General features: G+C 56.5%; 18 protein-coding genes. 6 read left to right on the plus strand and 12 right to left on the minus strand.

The features are described from left to right. Nucleotides 1–29: 29 nt before the first annotated feature. The 5 genes from AADJ11_RS00930 to AADJ11_RS00950 all read right to left on the minus strand — a co-directional run bounded on the left by AADJ11_RS00930 (nucleotide 30) and on the right by AADJ11_RS00950 (nucleotide 5,349). The gene (locus AADJ11_RS00930) at nucleotides 30–1,358 is read right to left on the minus strand and encodes an FAD-binding oxidoreductase (protein WP_341232689.1); all 1,329 of its coding nucleotides are present in this window, start codon (nucleotides 1,356–1,358) and stop codon (nucleotides 30–32) included. Continuing rightward, complete coding sequence (locus AADJ11_RS00935; RefSeq protein WP_341232690.1) at nucleotides 1,355–2,176, minus strand: ABC transporter permease subunit; 822 nt, start codon at nucleotides 2,174–2,176, stop codon at nucleotides 1,355–1,357. The genes AADJ11_RS00930 and AADJ11_RS00935 overlap by 4 nt, the downstream gene beginning before the upstream one ends. Beyond that, nucleotides 2,173–3,048 carry an ABC transporter permease subunit gene (locus tag AADJ11_RS00940; RefSeq protein ID WP_341232691.1) on the minus strand — a complete coding sequence of 292 codons (876 nt, stop codon included), beginning with the start codon at nucleotides 3,046–3,048 and terminating at the stop codon, nucleotides 2,173–2,175. The genes AADJ11_RS00935 and AADJ11_RS00940 overlap by 4 nt, the downstream gene beginning before the upstream one ends. Before the next feature lie 2 nt (nucleotides 3,049–3,050). Continuing rightward, nucleotides 3,051–4,178 carry an ABC transporter ATP-binding protein gene (locus AADJ11_RS00945; RefSeq protein WP_341232692.1) on the minus strand — a complete coding sequence of 376 codons (1,128 nt, stop codon included), beginning with the start codon at nucleotides 4,176–4,178 and terminating at the stop codon, nucleotides 3,051–3,053. 85 nt (nucleotides 4,179–4,263) lie between these two features. Beyond that, nucleotides 4,264–5,349, minus strand: coding sequence for a polyamine ABC transporter substrate-binding protein (locus AADJ11_RS00950; RefSeq protein ID WP_341232693.1), 1,086 nt, complete (start codon nucleotides 5,347–5,349; stop codon nucleotides 4,264–4,266). A 146-nt stretch (nucleotides 5,350–5,495) separates the two neighbouring features. On the opposite strand from AADJ11_RS00950, the gene AADJ11_RS00955 reads away from it, so the two are divergent. Then, a complete protein-coding gene (locus AADJ11_RS00955) occupies nucleotides 5,496–6,176 on the plus strand; it encodes a GntR family transcriptional regulator (protein WP_341232694.1) in 681 nt (226 codons plus the stop codon). Between the two features lie 92 nt (nucleotides 6,177–6,268). Then, nucleotides 6,269–7,699: an aspartate aminotransferase family protein gene (locus tag AADJ11_RS00960; protein ID WP_341232695.1), complete on the plus strand. Its 1,431-nt coding sequence runs from the start codon at nucleotides 6,269–6,271 to the stop codon at nucleotides 7,697–7,699. A 33-nt stretch (nucleotides 7,700–7,732) separates the two neighbouring features. Here the strand turns inward: AADJ11_RS00960 and argE are convergent, their stop codons facing one another. After that, entirely contained in the window at nucleotides 7,733–8,887 is a 1,155-nt protein-coding gene (gene argE, locus AADJ11_RS00965) for an acetylornithine deacetylase (protein ID WP_341232696.1), read from the minus strand. Beyond that, nucleotides 8,884–10,065 carry a M24 family metallopeptidase gene (locus AADJ11_RS00970; RefSeq protein WP_341232697.1) on the minus strand — a complete coding sequence of 394 codons (1,182 nt, stop codon included), beginning with the start codon at nucleotides 10,063–10,065 and terminating at the stop codon, nucleotides 8,884–8,886. Before AADJ11_RS00970 ends, argE begins: the two co-directional genes overlap by 4 nt. Before the next feature lie 253 nt (nucleotides 10,066–10,318). Between AADJ11_RS00970 and AADJ11_RS00975 the strand changes: the two genes are divergently transcribed. The 4 genes from AADJ11_RS00975 (at nucleotide 10,319) to AADJ11_RS00990 (ending at nucleotide 15,626) form a co-directional block, all read left to right on the plus strand. Beyond that, the gene (locus AADJ11_RS00975) at nucleotides 10,319–11,419 is read left to right on the plus strand and encodes an ABC transporter ATP-binding protein (protein ID WP_219580187.1); all 1,101 of its coding nucleotides are present in this window, start codon (nucleotides 10,319–10,321) and stop codon (nucleotides 11,417–11,419) included. Between the two features lie 111 nt (nucleotides 11,420–11,530). Continuing rightward, nucleotides 11,531–12,646, plus strand: a complete 1,116-nt coding sequence (locus AADJ11_RS00980; RefSeq protein ID WP_341232698.1) for an extracellular solute-binding protein — start codon at nucleotides 11,531–11,533, stop codon at nucleotides 12,644–12,646. A gap of 99 nt (nucleotides 12,647–12,745) precedes the next feature. Continuing rightward, complete coding sequence (locus tag AADJ11_RS00985; protein ID WP_341232699.1) at nucleotides 12,746–14,443, plus strand: ABC transporter permease; 1,698 nt, start codon at nucleotides 12,746–12,748, stop codon at nucleotides 14,441–14,443. 4 nt (nucleotides 14,444–14,447) lie between these two features. Continuing rightward, on the plus strand, nucleotides 14,448–15,626 hold the full coding sequence (locus tag AADJ11_RS00990; RefSeq protein ID WP_341232700.1) for an ABC transporter permease: 1,179 nt from the start codon (nucleotides 14,448–14,450) through the stop codon (nucleotides 15,624–15,626). A gap of 72 nt (nucleotides 15,627–15,698) precedes the next feature. Here the strand turns inward: AADJ11_RS00990 and AADJ11_RS00995 are convergent, their stop codons facing one another. From AADJ11_RS00995 to dapE, 5 genes are all read right to left on the minus strand, one after another. Further along, nucleotides 15,699–16,928, minus strand: a complete 1,230-nt coding sequence (locus AADJ11_RS00995) for a lytic murein transglycosylase (RefSeq protein WP_341232701.1) — start codon at nucleotides 16,926–16,928, stop codon at nucleotides 15,699–15,701. An 82-nt stretch (nucleotides 16,929–17,010) separates the two neighbouring features. Next, on the minus strand, nucleotides 17,011–19,278 hold the full coding sequence (rnr, locus tag AADJ11_RS01000; RefSeq protein ID WP_341232702.1) for a ribonuclease R: 2,268 nt from the start codon (nucleotides 19,276–19,278) through the stop codon (nucleotides 17,011–17,013). Nucleotides 19,279–19,281: 3 nt separating this feature from the next. Beyond that, a complete protein-coding gene (locus tag AADJ11_RS01005; RefSeq protein ID WP_341233637.1) occupies nucleotides 19,282–19,863 on the minus strand; it encodes a TIGR04282 family arsenosugar biosynthesis glycosyltransferase in 582 nt (193 codons plus the stop codon). Nucleotides 19,864–19,883: 20 nt separating this feature from the next. Then, complete coding sequence (locus tag AADJ11_RS01010) at nucleotides 19,884–20,306, minus strand: GNAT family N-acetyltransferase (protein ID WP_341232703.1); 423 nt, start codon at nucleotides 20,304–20,306, stop codon at nucleotides 19,884–19,886. Continuing rightward, nucleotides 20,303–21,448: a succinyl-diaminopimelate desuccinylase gene (gene dapE / locus AADJ11_RS01015; RefSeq protein ID WP_341232704.1), complete on the minus strand. Its 1,146-nt coding sequence runs from the start codon at nucleotides 21,446–21,448 to the stop codon at nucleotides 20,303–20,305. The genes AADJ11_RS01010 and dapE overlap by 4 nt, the downstream gene beginning before the upstream one ends. Between the last annotated feature and the right edge of the window lie 321 nt (nucleotides 21,449–21,769).

Raw genomic sequence — 21,769 nt, forward strand, 5'->3', positions numbered from 1 at the left:
TTGATACGACGCATGTTTGGAAACATGCGCTATCGATCAGCGAGCCCATACCACAGATAGGCAAACGGCAACAACGCCCGCCGGAACCCGCCTAACTCAAATTGGGATAGGGGCGTTTTGACCGCCACCGGGAAGGGGAGCGTATCGGTTTCTTCCAATATGGCGCTGGCCGCGAGCGCGCCACAATAGGTCCCCATCGCGACGCCGTTTCCATGATAACAAAGGCTTGCATACATACCTTTGTTATCAGGGACTTCCCCCACGAATGGCATGTGGTCACGGGCCAGACAGACCATGCCGGACCAGCCATAGGGCGTCTCGACATGTCTCCAGGCTGGAAAGAACTGTTCGAACTCCCGCCGGACGTTAGCAATTGCGCGTGCTTCGGCCGCCGGGCCCGTTATTAACGCGCCACGCATCCCAAAAAGCATCCGGCGGTCAGGCATCAACCTGAAATAATGCAAAAGGTATCGGCTGTCATAGACCATTTGATTGCTAAACCAGCCGGCGGCCTTGATCTCTTCGTCGATCAGCGGACGGGTGACAATCACGCTGGATTGCGCAGGCATATATCGGCCCGCCAGCCAATCTGGCATATCTTCCGAGGAATATCCGTTCGTCGCAACAAGCAGGTTCTTCGCTTTGACAGATCCGATTTTTGTCTGAACTTGGTACCCACTGGATGTCTTGACGATGTTTTGCGCCGTTGTGTTGTGGTAAATGACTGCGCCTGCCTGTTCGGCCGCAGCGGCAAGACCCGTCACATACTTCCGGGGATTCAAAGCAAAACCGGCAGGGATGGTCAGCGCGCCATGGAAATCGCCGCTCAACCCGTGCGCTGCAAGCTCCCGCTTTTCTATCAGCGTCGCATCAAGGCCGTAGTTTTCCTTGATTTCCGGAACACGCGCACGCAAAGCCGCCATTTCCTTGGGGCGATGTGCCAGCTCGGTCTCGCCTTCGGAATGGCGATCAATCTCGATATTATGTTCCGTCGCTAGGGTTTCGACCATTTTGACCGCAGCCAATTCTGCTCGTCGAAAGGCAATCCGGCTGTCGCGGCCGAACTTACGATCAAGCGCCTGGTCGCTTAGGCGACCGCCACCCAGACAGCAAAACCCGCCGTTGCGGCCCGAAGCACCCCAGCCGACATAACGGTTTTCTAGGACGATGACCTTTACGCCCGCCTGCGCCAGACGCAGGGCCGCTGACAGCCCCGTGAAGCCGCCACCGATGATTACAACATCACAGGTTTCATCCCGGTCCAAAGACGGCCGGGCTACATCCTCGCAGGTTTCATCCCACCAGCAATAAGCCCGCGGTGTATCGCTGTAAGCGAAGTCATCAAAAATACGCTTCAAGTTGCCCCACGTTCCGCTGCTTGCATGTCCTGTTGTGCTTTGACCGCATTACGCTTGGAAATCAACGAAGCACTAATCACACCCACTGTAACGATACCGATCATGATCGTCGACAATGCGTTGATCTCGGGCGACACGCCCAAACGTACCGCGCTCCAGATCTTGATCGGGAGGGTGGTGGAAGACGGGCCAGTGGTAAACGATGCAATCACCAAGTCATCCAGCGACAAGGTGAACGCAAGCAACCAACCAGAAATCACAGCCGGTGCTATGATGGGCAATGTAACAAGGCGGAACGCGTCAAAGGGCGAGCACCCCAGATCAAGGGCGGCTTCCTCAAGCGAGCGGTCGAATGACACCAGCCGCGATGACACCACGACCGACACGTAACACATTGAAAAGGTGGTATGCGCCAAGACGATGGTAAGCACGCCACGGTCCAACCCTAATCCGATAAACAGCAGCAATAGCGACAGACCCGTGATCACTTCGGGCATGACGAGCGGCGCGTATATCATGCCCGAGAATAACGTACGCCCCAAGAACCGCCCGCCGCGCACCAGCACATAGGCTGCCATTGTGCCCAGTATCGTGGCCAAGGTTGATGACGCCACGGCGACCTTAAGCGTGACCAGCGCGGCATCCAAAAACGCCTCGTTCTGGACCAGCTCACCATACCATTTGGTCGAAAACCCTGCCCAGACTGTCACCAGTTTCGAGCTGTTGAAGCTATAGATAACCAGCAAAACCATCGGCAGGTACAAAAACGCAAACCCAAGGGTCAGCGATGTGACATTGAACCAGCTTGTACGCCTCATGTATCGGCCTCCGCTTGGCGCTGCTGGTTGCGCTGGAACAGAATGATCGGCACGATCAGGATCAGCAACAAGATCACGGCAACGGCACTGGCCACAGGCCAATCGCGGTTGTTAAAGAATTCCTCGAACAGAACCTTGCCGATCATCAATGTGCCGGAACCGCCCAAAAGCGATGGAATGACAAATTCACCTAGCGCGGGGATAAAGACCAGAAAACAACCCGCGATAATGCCGTTACGAGACAGCGGAATCGTCACCAGCCAAAATGCCTTGATGCGCGAACATCCCAAATCTTCGGCGGCTTCGATCAGTGATTCATCCAACCGATCCAGTGCCGCGTAAATCGGCAGGATCATGAAGGGGAGATACGTATAAACGATCCCGATATAGACCGCCGTTGTCGTATTCATAATGGTCAGCGGGGTGGAAATCAGACCCGTCCACAGCAAAAACTGGTTCAGGAACCCTTCATTGCTTAGGATACCGACCCACGCATAGACACGGATCAAAAAGCTGGTCCAAAACGGCAGGATCACCAGCATCATCAAGGTTGGCCGCCATTCCTCGGGGGCGCGGGCCATACCGTACGCCATTGGATACCCGACCAGCAGCGCCAGCACCGTCGAAATCAATGCAATCTTCAGACTGCTAAGATAGGCCTTCCAATAGAGATCATCTGTCGTCAGAAAAACGAAGTTCTCAAAATCAAAGGCTTTGATCATCTGCCCAAAGCCGTCTTTCATCGTCGGTGTATAGGGCGGAATCGACAGCGCCAAATCAGACAGAGATATCTTGAATACGATAAAGAACGGGATCAAGAACAGCGCCAATAGCCAGCCGTACGGCACCGCGATCAGGAAAAAGCGGCGCATATTCATTCCGCTAACAGCACGCCAGCGGTCGCGTTCCACGAGATCCAGACTTTATCCTCCCAAGTGATGCTACGCCGGGAGAGACGACGGGTGTTTGCCGTCTGCGCCTTGATAATTTGCCCGCCCGCCAGTTGAACATAATAGGTGCTGAGGTTGCCCAGATAGGCAATATCCAACACGCTGCCTTGCACGGCGTTCTTGGCTTCTTCGGGTTTTTCGGTCGTGATCGAGATTTTTTCCGGTCTAATGGCAAGATGCGCGTTTTGCCCGTCGCTGAACGGCACATCCGAGGTCGCCAAGAACGGCGGCTCATTCTCGGCCCAAGCGAGCGAGTACATACCATCCCCCGCAGGTTTGACCGTCCCTTCGATAATGTTCACGTCCCCGATAAAGTCGGCGACATAAACGGAATTGGGGGCTTCATAGATACCGTCGGGCGTTGCGACCTGAATAATACGCCCTTCGTCCATCACCGCGACCCGGCTCGCAACGGTCATCGCCTCTTCTTGGTCGTGGGTCACAATGACAAATGTCGTGCCCGTGCTCTCTTGGATATCCATCAACTCGAACTGCGTGTCTTGCCGCAACTTCTTGTCCAAAGCGCCAAGCGGTTCATCCAGCAGCAGCAACTTTGGTGCCTTGGCCAAGGACCGCGCAAGGGCGACCCGCTGACGCTGGCCGCCTGAAATCTGATGCGGTTTTCGGCCTGCAAACTTGCTCAGTCGCGTCAGCTTAAGCATCTCTTCCACACGGGTGGCAATGGCACGCTTATCCATGTCGCCGCGCTTAAGACCAAAGGCGATATTCTCCCAAACACTTAGATGAGGAAACAACGCATAGGACTGGAACATCATGTTCACAGCCCGCTTGTTGGGCGGAATACCCGCGATGTTCTTGCCCGCCAATTCCATCTTGCCCGAGGTCGGATTTTCAAAACCCGCCAGCATACGCATCATCGTGGTCTTGCCGCAGCCCGACGGCCCCAGCAGCGCAAAAAATTCTTTCTCGTAGATGTTCAGTGTCAGATCGTCGATCGCGGTGAAATCACCAAACTGCTTGGTGACATTCTCAAACCGGATCAGCGGCTTTTCATTCGGGTTATCCCAAGGGGCGAATATTTTCTGGCTCACTTAGGGGGCATTCCTTTGCACAGTCCGACAGGCGGCGGGGGCGAAAAGGGGCAAGGCCGTATGACCTTGCCCCGTCAGAACCAGCTTAGGTGCCGGATTTAACCTTGGTCCAAAGACGCGTCACAACACGTTGAACCTTGGGCGCATAAGGCGACGTTGTATAGAGGTTTTCCAGTGTCGCCGCGTCTGGGTAAATCGCGGTATCCCCGATCACGTCTTCGACCAGAAACTCCTGGCTCGCCTTGTTACCATTCGCATAATAAACATAGTTCGACGCTGCGGCCATGTTCTGCGCATCCATGATGAAGTTCAGGAATTTATGCGCGGCGTCCGGGTTGGGCGCGTCCACAGGGATCGCCATGTTGTCGAACCACATCAAAGCACCCTCTTTCGGTGCGTAATATTCGATCTCAACGCCGTTATCAGCCTCTGCCGCGCGGTCACGTGCCTGCAGGATATCGCCCGACCAGCCAAAGGCCACGCAGATATCGCCGTTGGCCAATGCGTTGATGTATTCAGAGCTGTGGAATTTCTGAACGAACGGCGCAATTGCCGCCAGCACGGGCTCAGCTTTGGCGATGATTTCAGGGTCTTGCGCATCAGGGTCTTCGCCCAGGAATTTCAGCGCAGCAGGGATCATCTCTGCCGGGGCATCCAGGAACTGAACACCACATTCAGCAAGTTTTTCCATATTCGCCGGGTCCAAAACCAATGCCAGCGAATCTATGGGCGCATCATCACCCAAGACTTCTTTGACCTTGTTGATGTTCACACCCAGACCGGTGGTGCCCCACATATAGTTGATCGCATATTCGTTGCCGGGGTCATATTTCGACACGCGGTCGTCAATGACGTCCCACATGTTATCGATATTCGTCAGCTTGGATTTATCCAGCTTTTGAAAGGCACCAGCCGAGATTTGGCGCTGCAAGAACGTGCCCGATGGCACAACGACATCATAGCCGGACCCGCCAGCCAACATTTTGGTTTCAAGCACTTCGTTGCTGTCAAAGACATCATAGATCAGATCAATGCCGGTTTCGGTTTCGAATTTCTCAAGCAAGGATTCGTCGATGTAGTCGGACCAGTTATAAACCCGGACTTCCTCGCCCAGCGCGCTTGTGGCGATCATTGCGGTGGCGGCAACGCCCCCTAGAATACGATATTTCATTCTTTGCTCCCGTTAGATAGGCTTGGTTGATCCAGACCTTTGGTCAATTTGATCAAGTTTTGCGTCTTACGACAAGATAATTTATGATTTCACGCAGGCGCCGATAGCGCAAGCAACACGAACTGAACAGTTTTTGGGCATATTGAATGATCCGTTCTGACGTACAAACATCCCCCGCGCCGATCCAAGCTGCGGGCGCACGAATTCCAGCACATCAGCACGTCTATCAGCAACTGCGCAGTCAGATACTGTTTGGCGATCTGGCACCCGGACAGCCGGTGACAATTCAAGGGTTAATCACGGCGCTGGGCGCAGGCATGACACCCGTCCGCGAAGCACTACGCCGCCTCATTGCCGAAGGCGCGTTGATCCATCAGGGGAACCGCCGCGTTTCAGTGCCGGTCCTGTCGCCAGAAGGCGTTGAAGAGCTTGGTTTTATGCGAAAAACGCTGGAGGCAGAGCTTGCGCGACGCGCGACGATGCGCATGACCAAGGACACATTGGAGACCCTTAAACAGGTTGACGACACGCTGAACGAGGCCATATTGCGCGGCGATATTGGCGAATACCTCACGCAAAACTATCTGTTCCATTCCAAGATTTACCGCTGTGCCGATGCGCCGATCATGGCCGAAACCGTTGACCGCTTGTGGCTCCGCTTTGGGCCATCGCTGCGGGTCGTATGCGGGCGCTTTGGCACATCGAATTTGCCCGACAAACACGCCGACCTATTAGACGCATTTCGCATGAACGACCCTGATGCAGCAGCCCAAGCGATGGCCGAGGATGTCAGCCAAGGCATCCGCCAGATTCAGGCCTCTGTCTAATCCAACGTGGATTTGATCTGATTCGATTGACTCCGCATAATTTGATCATATTCTGCGCGTAACCGTCTTCCACACTTCTGAGGTGCATAAACATGTCCTACATTACCAATCACTTGCCCACGGCTGAATTGCAGGCGCTGGACGCCGCGCATCACATGCACCCGTTTACCACAAATGATGAATTGGCCGCCAAAGGGGCGCGCATCATCACCAAGGCCAAAGGCGTGTACCTGACCGACAGCGAAGGCAATGAAATCCTTGATGGGATGGCGGGCCTTTGGTGCGTGAACATTGGCTATGGTCGTCAGGAAATGGCCGACGTTGCCGCGCGCCAGATGCTTGAACTGAACTATTACAACACGTTCTTCATGACGTCCCATGTACCGGCAATCGCCTTGGCGACAGAAATCGCAAAGCTCGCCCCCGGTGATCTGAACCACGTGTTCTTTGCCGGTTCCGGGTCCGAGGCGAACGATACCAACATCCGCATGGTGCGCACCTATTGGGCGATGAAGGACAAGCCAGAAAAATCCCACATTATCAGCCGCAAGAACGCCTATCACGGGTCTTCGATGGGGTCAGGGTCACTGGGCGGCATGACCTATATGCACGAACAAGGCGGCATGCCGATCCCGGGCATCCACCATATCAACCAACCCGATTGGTGGGCCGAAGGCGGCGATCAAACACCCGAGGCATTCGGCCTTGCCCGCGCCCAAGAGCTTGAGGCGAAAATCCTCGAGCTGGGTGCAGACAATGTCGCGGCCTTTATCGGTGAACCCGTCCAAGGCGCGGGCGGCGTTATCGTGCCCCCCAGCACCTACTGGCCGGAAATTCAGCGCATTTGCGATAAATATGATGTTCTGATCATCGCAGACGAGGTGATCTGCGGGTTTGGTCGCACCGGCAATTGGTTTGGTTCGCAAACCATGGGGATCAAACCGCACATCATGACGATCGCCAAAGGCCTCAGCTCTGGCTACCAGCCCATTGGTGGGTCCATTGTCTGTGACGAGATCGCCGAAGTGATCGGATCGGGCGAATTCAACCACGGCTATACTTACTCCGGTCATCCGGTCTGTTCCGCCGTGGCGTTGGAAAACCTGCGTATCATGCAAGATGAGAATATCTTGGACCACGTCAACAACGTGGCGGCACCTGCCCTTCAGGAAGGGTTGGATAAGCTGGCCGAACATCCGCTTGTGGGTGGCGTCAACGTATCCGGCCTGATGGCATCCCTGCCCCTAAGCCCGCGCAAAGAAACGCGGTCGAAATTCGCGGGGGCCACAGGTACCGTCGGCTATATGTGCCGCGAACGCTGTTTTGCAAACAATCTGGTCATGCGCCATGTCGGCGACCGGATGATCATTTCCCCGCCGCTTGTTATCACGCCCGAGGAAATCGACATCTTCATGACCCGCGCCACAAAAGCGCTGGACGAGACCTATACCGCGCTCAAGGACGACGATCTGCTGCACGCGGCCGAAGACCACATTCACGATGCCGACTCGCCTTTGGGCTAAACCGCTTTCGGGGCGCGAGCTATCCTTGCGCCCCTACACCAACCTCTGACCAAGACGTTCCAACATACCAAGACAGCTTTCGAGCTGATCAAGGCTGACGAATTCATCGGGCTTATGTGCCTGCGCGATTGACCCCGGCCCGCAAACGACCACATCCATGCCCATTTGCTGAAACAGGCCTGCTTCGGTTCCGAACGGAACAACGTCAGCACCGTTCGCGCCCACCAGCCCCGCCACAAGATCACGCGCTGCGTTTTCGCTCATCGGCTCTAGGCCCACGACCTCTCCCAATGTCTCGGTCGAGATATCAGCTTGGGGGTACACCGCGCGCATTTGCGGCAGCAAATCCTGTTCGACAAACGCCTCCATCGTTTCTTTGACAAAGCGCAAGTCACGCGTTTGCACAGGTCGGAACTCCCAATCGACCTCGGCCTTGCCGACAATCACGTTATGCGCGTGCCCGCCACGAATTCCGCCAATGTTGATTGTGGTATAGGGCGGTTCAAAGCGGCTGCCTTCGGGGACACGGGCGCGCAAATCCTCGCGCAGCGCCATCAACCGGGTGACATAGCGCACCGCATATTCGGCAGCATTCACACCCAGATCGGGGGAGGACCCGTGCCCCTCAAGCCCCTCAAACCGTGTGGTATATTCACAGCAGCCTTTATGGCCCTCAATCACGCGCATCTCGGTCGGTTCGCCAATGATGGCGATGTCAGGCTTGATACCGAGGCGGTTCAGCTCGGGGATCAACGCCTGCGCGCCCAGACATCCGGTTTCTTCGTCATAGGTAAAGGCAAAATGCACGGGACGTTTCAGCGGCAGCGTGGCATAGTGTTCAGCCATCACTACAGTTGCCGCAATAAATCCTTTCATATCGCAGGTGCCGCGCCCGTAAAGCCGCCCGTCGGCCTGACGCATCTGGAACGGGTCGCTTGACCAATCCTGATCGGTCACCGGCACCACATCGGAATGCCCAGACAGCAACACGCCGCCCGGCACATCCGGCCCCAATGACCCGAACAACGTGGCCTTTGACCCGGTTTCGTCGCCAAAGATATGCGTTCGCGCGCCCAACGATTGCAGCCTGCCGGACAGGTCGATGATCAGTTCAAGATTGCTATCGGTCGAAACGGTCGGATACGCGATCAGCCGGTCCAGCAGATCAACGGTGGCTTGCAGCGTCATTTTACAAACATCTGCCGGGGTCGGTTGCAGAACGTCTCGGCGGCACCATCTTCGCGGATGCGGATGCTTTCGGTGATCTCGATCCCCCAATCCTTCATCCACAAACCGGGCATAAAATGGAAGGTCATGTTCGGCTCAAGCACGGTTTCATCCTCGGCGCGCAGTGATATCGTGCGTTCGCCCCAATCCGGTGGATAGCTCAGGCCGATGGGATAACCGCAGCGCGCGCCGCGTTCGATCCCGGCCTTTTCCAGCGGTGCCGCCAGCGCATTTGCAACGTCGCAGGCGCGGTTGCCAGCGCGGGCTTTTTCCAAACCGGCCTCCAACCCTTCGACCAATGCCGCCTCGGCCCGTTTCAGGAAATCGGGCGGCGTCCCTAGGAACAGCGTCCGGCAGAAAGGCGCGTGATAGCGGCGATAGCACCCTGAGATTTCAAAGAATGTCGCCTCGCCCGTCGCAAAGGGTCTGCCATCCCATGTCAAATGCGGCGCGGCGGCGTCTGACCCTGACGGCAAAAGCGGGACAATCGCCGGGTAATCACCCCATGCCCCGTCAACGCCCCGAATTGCATCGCGATAAATCTCGGCGACGATTTCATTCTTCGGCACGCCCGGTTCTACCCGTTCCAGCAACCCATCAACGATCTTTTCCGAAATCAACGCCGCTTTGCGCATGAACGCCAGTTCCGGTTCGGATTTAACCGTCCGCTTCCAATTCACCAATGCGGTGGCATCAACGACTTGCGCCTTGGGCAGGCTTTCACACAGCGATGCATGCGCCTTGGCCGAATAATAGTAGTTGTCCATTTCGACGCCGATGCGCCCCGCCTCTACCCCTGCGGCGGCCAGATGAACCGCGAGGTCTTGCATCGGGTGTCGTTCGGCAGATTGCACAAAACCATCCGCGTAGCCCCGCACAGAATCGGCATCCATCCACACGGTTCGCAACGCGCCATTGGTGTCTTGGTTGCGGCCCCACCAGATCGGATCGGCGTCCGGCAAAACAATTACGCCTTGATGCACATAAAATGACCATCCGTCGTATCCTGTCAGCCACGCCTGGTTGCTGGGGTCCGTCACAAACAAGGCGTCCAAGCCCCGCGCCGCCATTTCGCTGCGCACCAGCTCAAGGCGACGGCTATATTCTATTGGGGAAAACGGAAGGTCGATGGCCGGCATTATTGATATCCTTAAACAACGTATCAAAGACCAGCTTGGGCCAGCTTTTCGACAGCAGCAATGAAATAACGAAACCAAACCTGCCTAATCTGCAGTCAGATCAACTGAATTTGCCAAATTTGCGGGAATTTGTCCTGCAATTGCACGGTTTTCCATCAAACCCGTGATAATTGGTTGCAAACTACAACCCGGACGGTTTTAACTTTCTGTCAACAAGGGCGCATGAACGTCAAAATAAACGGGGAGCCAGCTTTTGGCAGATACTTCAGCAACAAATGCGTTTGTCGAATTCGAACGCGTGCAGAAAAGCTATGACGGTGAAAATCTTGTCGTCAAAGACCTGAACCTATCGATGCCAAAGGGCGAATTTCTGACAATGCTAGGGCCATCGGGGTCGGGCAAGACGACTTGCCTCATGATGCTCGCAGGGTTTGAGACAGCCACCCACGGCGATATTCGCCTTGATGGGAAATCAATCAACAACATCCCACCACACAAGCGCGGCATTGGCATGGTCTTCCAAAACTATGCCTTGTTCCCGCATATGACGGTTGCCGAAAACCTGTCCTTCCCGTTGGAAGTCCGCAAGATGGGCAAGTCCGACCGTGAAGAAAAGGTAAAGATCGCGCTGGACCGTGTGCAGATGGGCGACTTTGGCGGTCGCCGTCCTGCGCAGCTTTCCGGTGGTCAACAGCAGCGTGTGGCCTTGGCCCGCGCCTTGGTGTTTGAACCCGAGCTGGTCCTGATGGATGAACCGCTTGGTGCCTTGGACAAACAACTGCGCGAAACCTTGCAGTTTGAAATCACGCATCTTGCCCACGAACTGGGCATCACCGTGGTGTACGTGACCCACGACCAAACCGAAGCGTTGACAATGTCAGACCGCGTTGCGGTATTTGAAAACGGTCGCATCCAGCAACTGGCCCCGCCAGATTTGCTGTATGAAGAGCCCGAAAACAGCTTCGTCGCGCAATTCATCGGCGAAAACAATACGCTGGAAGGCGTGGTAAAAGAGATTAAAGGCGGCACCTGTCTGGTGCAACTGGACGGTGGCGGCCTGATCGAGGCCAAACCGATCAACGTGACCCAAGCAGGCGAACGCACCCGCGTTTCGATCCGCCCGGAACGCGTTGAGTTTAACAAAGATCGCATGCCAGAAGGCGCACACACCCTGAAAGCCGAAGTGCTGGAATTCGTCTATATGGGCGACATTTTCCGCACCCGGCTGCGCGTCGCAGGCACCGACAACTTTATTATCAAAACCCGCAACGCACCCGATCAGGTGCGCTTGAAGCCGGGCCAACAAATCGAAATCGGTTGGCTGGCAGAGGATTGCCGTGCGCTTGACGCTTAACGTCAAGAGACGGACTGCGGCCCTGATTTAGGGTCGCACACCAAGAGGCTGTGGTTAAGCCCGTTATCACATCCTCAAGAACTAAACGGGCAATAGTTGGGAGACTATCTAATGAAATTTACAACAACGCTACTCGCTTCTTCTGCGATTGTTGGCGCTGGTACATTGGCCTTTGCCGATGCACACGGCAACATGGCCAAAGAGATGACACTTGTTTCCTGGGGTGGCGCATACCAAGCCAGCCAAGACAAAGCATATGTTCAGCCCTATCTGGAAATGCACCCCGACGTGACTGCCGTTTGGGACGAAAGCTCGGCTGAAGCCGTGGCCAAACTGCGCGCCATGAACGAAGCTGGCAACGTAACATGGGATCTGGTCGACGTCGTAGCGGCTGATGCCATTCGTCTGTGTGACGAAGGCCTTGCCATGGAAATCGATGCCGACGAAGTGCTGGCCGCAGCACCCGATGGCACGTCCGCATCCGACGACTTTGGCGATCTGCTGGTCAGCGACTGCTTTATCCCGCAAATCGTATACTCGACCACATTCGGTTACCGCACAGACATGGTAGGCGACACGCCTCCTTCGAAAATCTGTGACGTGTTCGATCTGGAAGCATACCCAGGCAAGCGTTCCTTGGAAAAGCGTCCAATCAACAACATGGAATGGGCTCTGCTGTGTGACGGCGTTGACAAGGCCGACGTATATGACGTTCTGGCCACACCAGAAGGTCAAGAAAAGGCGCTGGCCAAACTGGACACCATCAAAGACGACGTTATCTGGTGGTCCGCTGGCGCTGACACGCCTCAGCTGCTGGCCGATGGCGAAATCGTTATGGGTTCCACCTACAACGGCCGTCTGTTCAGCGTGATCGAAGAGCAAAAGCAACCCGTTGCAATGCTTTGGGACGCTCAGGTGTTTGACCTTGACGGTTGGATCATTCCAGCAGGCCTGCCAGATGACCGTCTGGCCCGCGTCATGGACTTTGTAAAATACGCGACAGACACACAGCGTCTGGCCGATCAGTCCAAATACATCAGCTACGGTCCTGCACGTTTGTCCTCCGCACCTTTGGTGGGTCAGCACGCAGACATGGGCATCGACATGGCACCACACATGCCAACCGATCCAGCGAATGCTCAAAACACGTTCTTGTATAACTACGAGTTCTGGGCCGACTACCGCGACGATATCGACGCGAAGTTCCAGGCATGGTTGGCGCAATAAGCGTCTAGACCTATCGGAGAGGGCCAGCTTGGCCCTCTCCACTCCAAAACGTTTATACCTTTTCCGATTTTCACGACGATCCAACCCCATGGGGCCGATATGAGCGATGTAAACAACGCGACCACAGCACCAAATTCTGCCCTCGAGGCAGAACGCGCCGAAGAAGAATACACCGGCCCAATGCTTGCCGCCGATGGCACACCGCTCAAGCGCAGCCTGAACCGCGCATTACGCCGCCAAAAGATCAGCGCACTTTTACTCATCGCGCCTTTGCTGATCTTTGTGTTGGTCACGTTCATTGCACCAATCGCAGATATGTTGTTTCGATCGGTCGAAAACCAGATCGTCCAAGAGACCCTTCCCCGCACCACAACCGAGTTGAAAAACTGGGACAGTGAAGGCGGTGAATTACCCGATCAAACCGTCTATAAATCGCTCTACCAGGACATCTATGTCGCCCAGGAACGCAAATTGCACACACGTTTGGGGTCTCGTCTTAACTACGAGCTGACCGGCGCGTCGTCCTTGTTCCGCAAATCTGGCCGCGGCGTTGATGACATCGGCGAAGTCTACCAAGACCAGTTTGAAGACCTGAACGCCTTTTGGAAAAAGGGCGAAAACTGGAACGATGTTCTAGCGTCTGACGCGTGGCTTGCCGCCATGAAAGACTGGAAGAAAGCCTCAGGCGACGCGCAGCCACCTTTTGAAATGCGCGACGGTATCGCCGATGTCTTGCCGGAAACAGCCAGCTACTATCTGCTCTTTGCCGATTTCGTCCAGAACGAGGACGAAGACAACCTGTACAAAGAAGACCCATGGCCGCTGATCTATTCCGCCTTCTATGATGATCTGAACGGGCCAACAGCAGCACAAATCGCCAGTTACGCGGGCCCCGGTGCCACCGAACTGGCCCAAGCCGCCGCAGCCGCGCCAAGCTTTGCCACAGTCGATTACATGCAAGCCTTTGCCGATATCGACAAAGACTGGGGCGAGTTGCCGATCTGGCAAACCATTTCGACCTACAGCCCGAAATTTACAAACGGGTATTTCCTGAACGCGGTGGACATGCAGAAAACCCCTGATGGCCCTGCACTGCGCCCCGAAGATGAACGCATCTACTGGACCCTGTTCAAGCGGACGCTGTTCATGTCGGTCTGCATTACACTTAGCTGTATTTTGCTGGGCTACCCTATCGGCTGGATTTTGGCCAACCTGCCCGCACGCACCGCGAACCTGCTGATGATCCTTGTACTCTTGCCATTCTGGACATCGCTCCTCGTGCGCACCTCCGCTTGGAAGGTCATGTTGCAACAACAAGGCGTCATAAACGACACGCTGGTCTGGCTGGGTGTTGTCGCCGATGACAGTCGTCTGGCGCTGATCAACAACCAGACCGGCACGATTATTGCGATGACGCATATCTTGCTGCCGTTTATGATCTTGCCTTTGTATTCGGTGATGAAAACCGTACCGCCCAGCTATTTGCGTGCTGCGAAATCTTTGGGGGCCACCAACTGGACAGCCTTCTGGCGGGTCTACTTCCCGCAGTCTGTACCGGGCATCGGTGCCGGGTCGATCCTCGTCTTCATCCTGTCGATTGGTTACTACATCACACCCGAGATCGTCGGCGGCAGAACCGGTACCTTTATCTCGAACCGCATCGCCTACCACATCTCCAGCTCTCTGAACTGGGGTCTCGCGGCGGCGTTGGGTGCCATCCTGCTCGCGGTCGTTCTGGGCCTCTACTATGCCTATGACAAAATCGTCGGCATCGATAACGTGAAACTGGGGGGCTAAGGACATGGTCGCACTCACACCAATCTCTCGCAAACCCGTTTCATTCTATGTGCCTGTGGTCGCCGCAGCAGGGGCCATCGCCGGTCTCTTTGTTGGCACTGCTAACGGCAGTGGTTTTCTGGGCGTTATCGTCGGGGCCATCCTCGCCGGCGCGCTTGCCTTTGTGCTCACGCAGATCGTTAAGAACGAAAAACTTGGTCGCTGGGCCACCGCGATTATCGTCGCAATTGTCGGCTATTTCATGGCCGGTATCCCTGGCCTCGTCATCGGCGCTGCCTTTGGGTGGTTCTTCGGCTGGTTCAGCTTCTGGCTATTCGAGGGACGCTACCGCGCCAAAGTTGCCCCCTATCTGACACCCGGTCAGGTGTTGTGGCACTTTGCGTTTCGGGTGATCTGCGGGGCGATCTTTATCTTCCTCATCACACCGATTCTGGTCGTGATGCCCCTCAGCTTCAACGCCGAGAATTTCTTTACCTTCACCCCGGAAATGCTCAGCTTTGATCCGGCTGGTTACTCGCTCAAGCATTATCGCGATTTCTTTAACAGCTCCGACTGGCAAGGTGCCGTGATGAACTCGATCAAGATCGCACCGGCAGCGACATTCCTCTCGGTCTCCTTCGGCACGCTTGCCGCAATCGGTCTTAGTCAGCCACACGTGCCGTTCCGCCGCGCGATCATGGCAATCCTGATCTCGCCAATGATTGTACCGCTGATCATTTCCGCCGCTGGCATGTACTTCTTCTACAGCCGCGTTGGCCTGCAAGGCACCTACCTCGGCGTGGTTCTGGCACACGCCGCGCTTGGCATCCCCTTTGTCATCATCACCGTCACGGCCACATTGGTGGGCTTTGATCGCTCGCTTACCCGCGCGGCGGCAAACATGGGCGCAAACCCGGTCACGACCTTCTTCCGCGTGCAAATGCCGCTGATCCTGCCGGGTGTAATCTCGGGCGGTCTCTTCGCCTTCATCACCTCATTCGATGAAGTCGTCGTGGTTCTCTTCGTCGGCTCCGCAGGCCAGAAAACCCTGCCATGGCAAATGTTCACGGGCCTGCGTGAACAGATCAGCCCGACCATCTTGGCCGTTGCAACCATTCTGGTGGGCATCTCGATCTGCTTGCTGACAGTGGTTGAATTGCTCCGCCGCCGTTCGGAACGTCTGCGCGGGATGTCACCCGCCTAAACTCTTCCAAATGGACTAAAACCCTCGCCGAAGGCATGCCCAAAACCCTCAGGGGTTTTGGGTTTTTCTTTTCTACCGTGCCGCCCGAACACGCTCCAACAGCCGCAGCGACGCATAGCCATCCGGCAAAAGCCCCTGTGCCGTTTGGAAATTCCGCACCGCATTGATCGTCAACGGACCAATTTTGGCGTCAATCTTTACCGTATCAAATCCAAGCGCGGTGAGCTGCGTTTGCAGCTCAATCCGTTCATCATAGGTCAGCGCCCGATCCTGCAGCGGCCAACTATGCGCAATCGGTGCACCCCCAGCGATCCTGTCGCTTAGATGGCCAACACCGATCACATAGGCATCCGCAGTATTATAACGCTCGATCACCTCGAAATTCGAAAAGATCATAAACGCAGCACCCTCAGCGCCCCCCGGCAGCAAAATGGACGCAGGCCCGTGATTGGGCACGGTGCCACCGCTCATATCCAACACACCAATCGCCGCCCATTCTGTTGGCGTTCTCAACACCTCGCGGTCTGCCAGTAGATAGTCGAATCCCTCAGGCAGCGTCACCTCAACACCCCAAGGTTGCCCAAAGGTCCAGCCAAAGTGCTTTAGATAGGCCGCCGTCGATGCCAGCGCATCACGGGGGTCATCGCCCCAAATGTCACGCTTGCCATCCTTGGTGAAATCCACGGCGTAACGCTGAAAGGAGGATGGCATAAACTGCGTATGCCCCATCGCGCCAGCCCAGCTTCCGGTCATCTTGGCAGGGCTGGTATCGCCCGCCTGCAATATCCTCAAAGCCTCCAAAAGCTCCGCTTCGAAGAACGCCTGCCGCCGCCCGTCATAGGCCAAAGACGCAAGCGACCCGATCACGCTGTCCCGGCCACGAAACGTCCCATAGGCGCTTTCCAGCCCCCAAATGGCGACAACCACTTCTTTCTCTACACCGTATTGCGCTTCGATTTCTGCAAGCGCAGCGCCCTGACGCGCAAGCGCCGCCTTGCCGTTCGCGATCCTTAAATCCGAGGTCGCGGTTTCCAGATAATCCCAAATGGTTTTGGTAAATTCGGATTGATTACGGTCACGGCGAATGACATTTTCATCATATGTGACGCCCTTGATCGCCGCATCGAACACCGCAGCATCAATCCCAGCTGCCAATGCACGTGGGCGAAAATCAACCAACCAGAGTTGGAGGCCAGTGTCATCCCCCGCCACACTCTGACCTGCAACAGTTTGCGCCGCAACAGGACCAACCCCCGCCCCTAGCGCAAACAACGCGGCCAACGCCCAAACCTGAACACTCATTATCAGTTTCCTACCCTGCTTCTGACCTCAAGCGTATCGGCAAACTGACGCCCCAGAAAGCCCCGCCAAGGTAATGCGCAGACTACCGCCGTGTTCGTTTCACCTTGCGTTTGACCTTGTCTGCCTTGCGCTTGGCTTTGACACCTTTGCGTTTCGGGTTTGTCCGCCCGGCTGGCCCGCGCCCACCACGCCCGCCTTGCGGCAGCGCCTTGCCGTCCAGTGTCAGCAGCTCAAGCGCGATACCGCCGGTGACAGGTACCGCTTCTGTCAAACGCACGGTCACACGTTGGCCAATGCCGATCAAAATCCCGGTGTCAGACCCCATCAGGGTGTTCGCCTCGGGGTCGAAATGGAAGTATTCCCGACCCAAGGACCGCATCGGCAGCAGACCATCCGCACCGGTTTCGTCCAGCTTCACAAAGGCCCCGAACCGCGCGATACCGCTGATCCGGCCCGAGAATTCGTTGCCCACACGTTCAGACAGATAGGCTGCAAGATAACGGTCGGTCGTGTCCCGCTCAGCCGTCATTGAACGACGTTCAGTGTCCGAGATATGCGCGCCGATTTGTTCAATTTCTTCAATGTCTTGGGGCGACAGACCATCCTTGCCCCAGCCATGCGCAGTGATCAGCGCCCGATGAACGATCAGATCGGAATAGCGCCGGATGGGCGAAGTGAAATGCGCATATGACCGCAGCGCCAAGCCGAAATGCCCGATATGTGCGGGGCCGTAATAGGCTTGTGTCATCGACCGCAGGGTCGACAGGTTAATCAACTCGGCATCATCCGAACCCGCTGCATCATTCAGCAGCTTGTTCAGATGGCGCGTGTGCAACACCTGGCCCTTGCCCAACGTGTACCCCGCCGCCTGCGCCGTTTCACGCAAGGCATCCAGCTTGGCCAATGTCGGTTCTTCGTGAATGCGGAACAGCAGCGGTGTTTTCTTTTCCACCAAGGTTTCGGCAGCGGCGACATTTGCCAACACCATGAATTCTTCGATCAGCCGATGTGCGTCCAAGCGATCCTTGAAATTCACCGACTTAACTGTCCCGTCCGGGTCCAGTTCAATCCGCCGCTCCGGCAGGTCCAGATCAAGGGGCTCACGCTCGGCTCTGGCGGTTTTCAGCACGGCATAGGCTGCATAAATCGGCTTTAAAACAGGCTCTAACAACGGCCCTGTGCGGTCGTTCGGGCGGCCCTCGATGGCCTCCTGAACTTCCTCGTAATGCAGCGACGCGGGGGATCGCATCAGCCCGCGATGAAAACTGTGCCTGATCTTTTGACCCTTGGCATCGAGCACCATGCGCACGGCGATACAGGCGCGCGGCACGCCCTCGTGCAGGGAACACAGATCGCCCGACAAGCGGTCTGGCAACATCGGCACAACGCGGTCGGGGAAATAGGTGGAATTGCCGCGTTTGCGCGCCTCGCGGTCCAGCGCCGATCCGGGTGTGACATAGGCCGACACATCCGCAATCGCGACCCATACCACATGGCCGCCCTCGTTCTTGGGGTCCTCATCCGCATGGGCATAGCACGCGTCATCATGGTCCCGCGCATCGGATGGATCGATCGTAATCAGCGGCATATCACGCAGGTCTTCGCGACCTTTCAACCCAATGGGCTTGGCGGCGTCAGCCTCGGCGATCACATCGTCCGGGAAGGCATCGGGAATACCGTGCTGATGGATCGCGATCAGCGATACGGCTTTGGGCGCAGACGGGTCGCCTAAACGGTCCACGATCCGCGCGCGTGGCAGGCCCATGCGACCCTTGGGACCAGCTTGTTCGGCCTCGACCAGCTCACCATCCTTGGCCCCATAGGTCGCATCCGATGCAACCGTCCATTCCTTGTCGCCACCTTTGTCGATAGGAACAATCCGACCGCCTTCGGTGGTCTTGCGAAAGATGCCCAGCACCTTTTGCGGGTTAGCCCCAATACGGCGGATCAACCGCGCCTCGTAATGGTAATCCTCGCCCGTGACCAAGGTCAGCCGCGCCAGAATGCGGTCGCCAGCCCCCAATGCAGGGTCGGATGCACGTGGAATGACCAGCACAACGGGTTCCACCCCTTCGCCTGCCCATTCCATCGGCTTGGCAAACAGATCGCCGTCATTATCCGGGCCAATGATCTGCAACACCGACACCGGCGGCAGGCGATCAGGGTCGCTATAGCTGCGTTTGCGCTTTTCCAGATGGCCGTCGGCTTCCAGCTCTTTTAGCACACGTTTAAGATCGATACGCGCAGCACCTTTGATCCCGAACGCCTTGGCGATGTCACGCTTGGCGGTCAGGGTTGGATTGGCGGCGATCCAATCAAGGATTTCGGGCTTGGATGGTATTTTGCTCATGCTTTAGCAGGTAGCACGCGTACCCCGGTTCGTCATGGGCAAATCGTCGATTGTATCTACGTCGTGCAAGGTCGTGATTTTTGCAATGCGGTGATCTGGCAAGGTCGCGATGGTATCGGCCAGCGCATGTTTCGACGACCAGCGCACGCCGTCAAACAAACCCGGCGGCACAGCGCGGGTGCGTTTCAGGCCGATCAGCCAATACCCGCCATCCGGCGCAGGCCCGAAAACGGCATCATGCGCGCCCAAGGCATGAAACGCCTTGGCAATTTCAGCGCGGGTAATGCCCGGGATATCCGCGCCGATCACACAGACAGGCCCCGCCGGTGCCCCCCGCAACATCCGCGCCATTCGGTCCCCCAGATTGCCGTGGCCCTGCGGTGCCCGCGCGATATGGTCTGGCCAAACGCGACTGGCAAGGCCCGCGCGATCAGGTGTCACAGCAAGCACCACGTTCCAGCGCGGGTCTTGGATGGTACGGAGCAGGCGGCGGGTTTGGTGGCGAAACCACCACGCGGCGGCGGTCATGCCCAGATCACGGCCAAGCCGGGTTTTCACCCGACCGGGGCGCGGTTCCTTGACCATGATAACCAGCGTGCCCTCTCTCAAAGCGACAGCACCATTTCGCGGTGGTCGATCCCCGCATCATCAAAGATTGGCCCCTGCGCGACAAAGCCCAGTTTTTCATAAAACCCCAAGGCATGAACCTGCGCGCCCAGCTTGACCGTGTTCACGCTTGAATGTTGGCGCGCCTCGTCAATTGCCGCGTGGATCAGGGCGGCCCCCAGCCCCGTTCCACGATGTGATTTCAAGACGCAAACGCGGCCGATTTTGGCGACATCACCCTTGATATGCAGGCGGGCCGTGCCAATCGGAATTGCGTTTTCCGTCGCCAAGATGTGAATACCGTCGGCATCAAGATCATCCATTTCCTCGGCTTCTGAAACGCCCTGTTCTTCGATGAACACGATCCGGCGCAGCAGATGACAACTGGCCAGATCATCGCTGACTGCAATCTCGATGCTCATGCGAAATAATCCGTCAGAATCCGTGTATAGATCGCCTTGAGCTGGTGAATTTGCGCGACCTCGACGTTTTCATCCACCGCATGCATGGATTGCCCGACAAGGCCAAATTCAACGACCGGACAGTGGTTTTTCACAAACCGCGCATCAGATGTACCACCGGTGGTCGACAGTTCGGGGGTTACGCCGGTTTCGGCAGCAACCGCCTTGGACACCAGATCAGACAAAGCGCCCGGCGGTGTGATAAAGCTTTCGCCGGAAATTTTCACTTTCAGTTCAATTACCACACCGAAAGCGTCGCGGATGGCGGCAACCTGATCTTCCAGCCACTTGGTCAGGCTTGCGCCGGAATGCGTATCGTTGAACCGGATATTGACGGTCGCGCGGCATTCGGCCGGGATCACATTGGTCGCCGGATTTCCGGTATCAACCGTGACCACCGCCAGGGTGGACGGGTCGAAATGATCGGTCCCCTCGTCAAGGGTGTGCGACGCAAGCTGATCCATCAAACGCATCATCGCAGGCAACGGGTTATTGGCGCGGTGCGGATAGGCGGAATGGCCTTGCTTGCCCACAATACGGAAATGCGCGTTCAGCGATCCACGGCGGCCGATCTTGATCATTTCGCCCATTTTATTGGGGCATGTGGGTTCGCCAACCAAACAGACATCCATCCGCTCGCCAGCCTGCGCCATATAATCCAGCAAGGCACTGGTGCCATCAATGCCTTCGGCTTCCTCGTCGCCGGTGATGGCCAGCACGATGGACCCGTCCGGCGGGGTGTCGCGCACGAAATCCACCGCAGCGGCGGCAAAGGCAGCAACACCGGATTTCATATCCGTGGTGCCGCGCCCGTACATAACCCCGTCTTTGATTTCTGCGCCAAAGGGTGGATAGGTCCAATCCGCCTCATTCCCGATGGGCACCACATCCGTATGCCCGTTGAACCCGAAACAGCGCGTGTTGCCCTTGTTGCCCCAGCGGGCGAACAGATTGCGAATACCGCCACGATCCGCCCACGTACATTCAAACCCAGCGTCGCTTAGTAAATCATACAGAATGTCCTGGGCCCCTGCATCCGCAGGCGTCACCGAAGGGCATTTCACCAGCTTTGCGGTAAGATCGACGGGGTCAATATGCGTCATGGTGGGATCCTTTAGGTATGATTTCTATTGGTTTCCCTACACTTGTGGCGAAAAAGGCGCGGTGCCAAGGGGGATGACACCGAAAATGATAACAGTCGGCCAATTTCCATGCTACCTTGGCCACAATAATATTACCCGAGGCAGGGCATCAGCAGGCGTGACACCGGAAAACCGGGTCATCCATCAAAACTAAATCTGACCATACGCGGGGGCAAACCCTGTGGGTCGTGCTGATATCTGTCGCCTCATCTACGCGTTAAGGTGGCAGGCATGATGGCAGCGTCAAAACATCCCAGAAAAGCGGTCCCACGGTATCGCATT

The sequence above is a fragment of the uncultured Sulfitobacter sp. genome, from assembly GCF_964021855.1.
Classification (GTDB): domain Bacteria; phylum Pseudomonadota; class Alphaproteobacteria; order Rhodobacterales; family Rhodobacteraceae; genus Sulfitobacter.

Bases quoted from the DNA above. Each gene is read 5' to 3' on its own strand.
- AADJ11_RS00935 (WP_341232690.1), bottom strand. From the start codon at position 2,176: ATGAGGCGTACAAGCTGGTTCAATGTCACATCGCTGACCCTTGGGTTT.
- AADJ11_RS00940 (WP_341232691.1), bottom strand. From the start codon at position 3,048: ATGCGCCGCTTTTTCCTGATCGCGGTGCCGTACGGCTGGCTATTGGCG.
- AADJ11_RS00950 (WP_341232693.1), bottom strand. From the start codon at position 5,349: ATGAAATATCGTATTCTAGGGGGCGTTGCCGCCACCGCAATGATCGCC.
- AADJ11_RS00955 (WP_341232694.1), top strand. From the start codon at position 5,496: ATGATCCGTTCTGACGTACAAACATCCCCCGCGCCGATCCAAGCTGCG.
- AADJ11_RS00960 (WP_341232695.1), top strand. From the start codon at position 6,269: ATGTCCTACATTACCAATCACTTGCCCACGGCTGAATTGCAGGCGCTG.
- argE (WP_341232696.1), bottom strand. From the start codon at position 8,887: ATGACGCTGCAAGCCACCGTTGATCTGCTGGACCGGCTGATCGCGTAT.
- AADJ11_RS00970 (WP_341232697.1), bottom strand. From the start codon at position 10,065: ATGCCGGCCATCGACCTTCCGTTTTCCCCAATAGAATATAGCCGTCGC.
- AADJ11_RS00980 (WP_341232698.1), top strand. From the start codon at position 11,531: ATGAAATTTACAACAACGCTACTCGCTTCTTCTGCGATTGTTGGCGCT.
- AADJ11_RS00985 (WP_341232699.1), top strand. From the start codon at position 12,746: ATGAGCGATGTAAACAACGCGACCACAGCACCAAATTCTGCCCTCGAG.
- AADJ11_RS00990 (WP_341232700.1), top strand. From the start codon at position 14,448: ATGGTCGCACTCACACCAATCTCTCGCAAACCCGTTTCATTCTATGTG.
- AADJ11_RS00995 (WP_341232701.1), bottom strand. From the start codon at position 16,928: ATGAGTGTTCAGGTTTGGGCGTTGGCCGCGTTGTTTGCGCTAGGGGCG.
- rnr (WP_341232702.1), bottom strand. From the start codon at position 19,278: ATGAGCAAAATACCATCCAAGCCCGAAATCCTTGATTGGATCGCCGCC.
- AADJ11_RS01005 (WP_341233637.1), bottom strand. From the start codon at position 19,863: ATGGTCAAGGAACCGCGCCCCGGTCGGGTGAAAACCCGGCTTGGCCGT.
- AADJ11_RS01010 (WP_341232703.1), bottom strand. From the start codon at position 20,306: ATGAGCATCGAGATTGCAGTCAGCGATGATCTGGCCAGTTGTCATCTG.
- dapE (WP_341232704.1), bottom strand. From the start codon at position 21,448: ATGACGCATATTGACCCCGTCGATCTTACCGCAAAGCTGGTGAAATGC.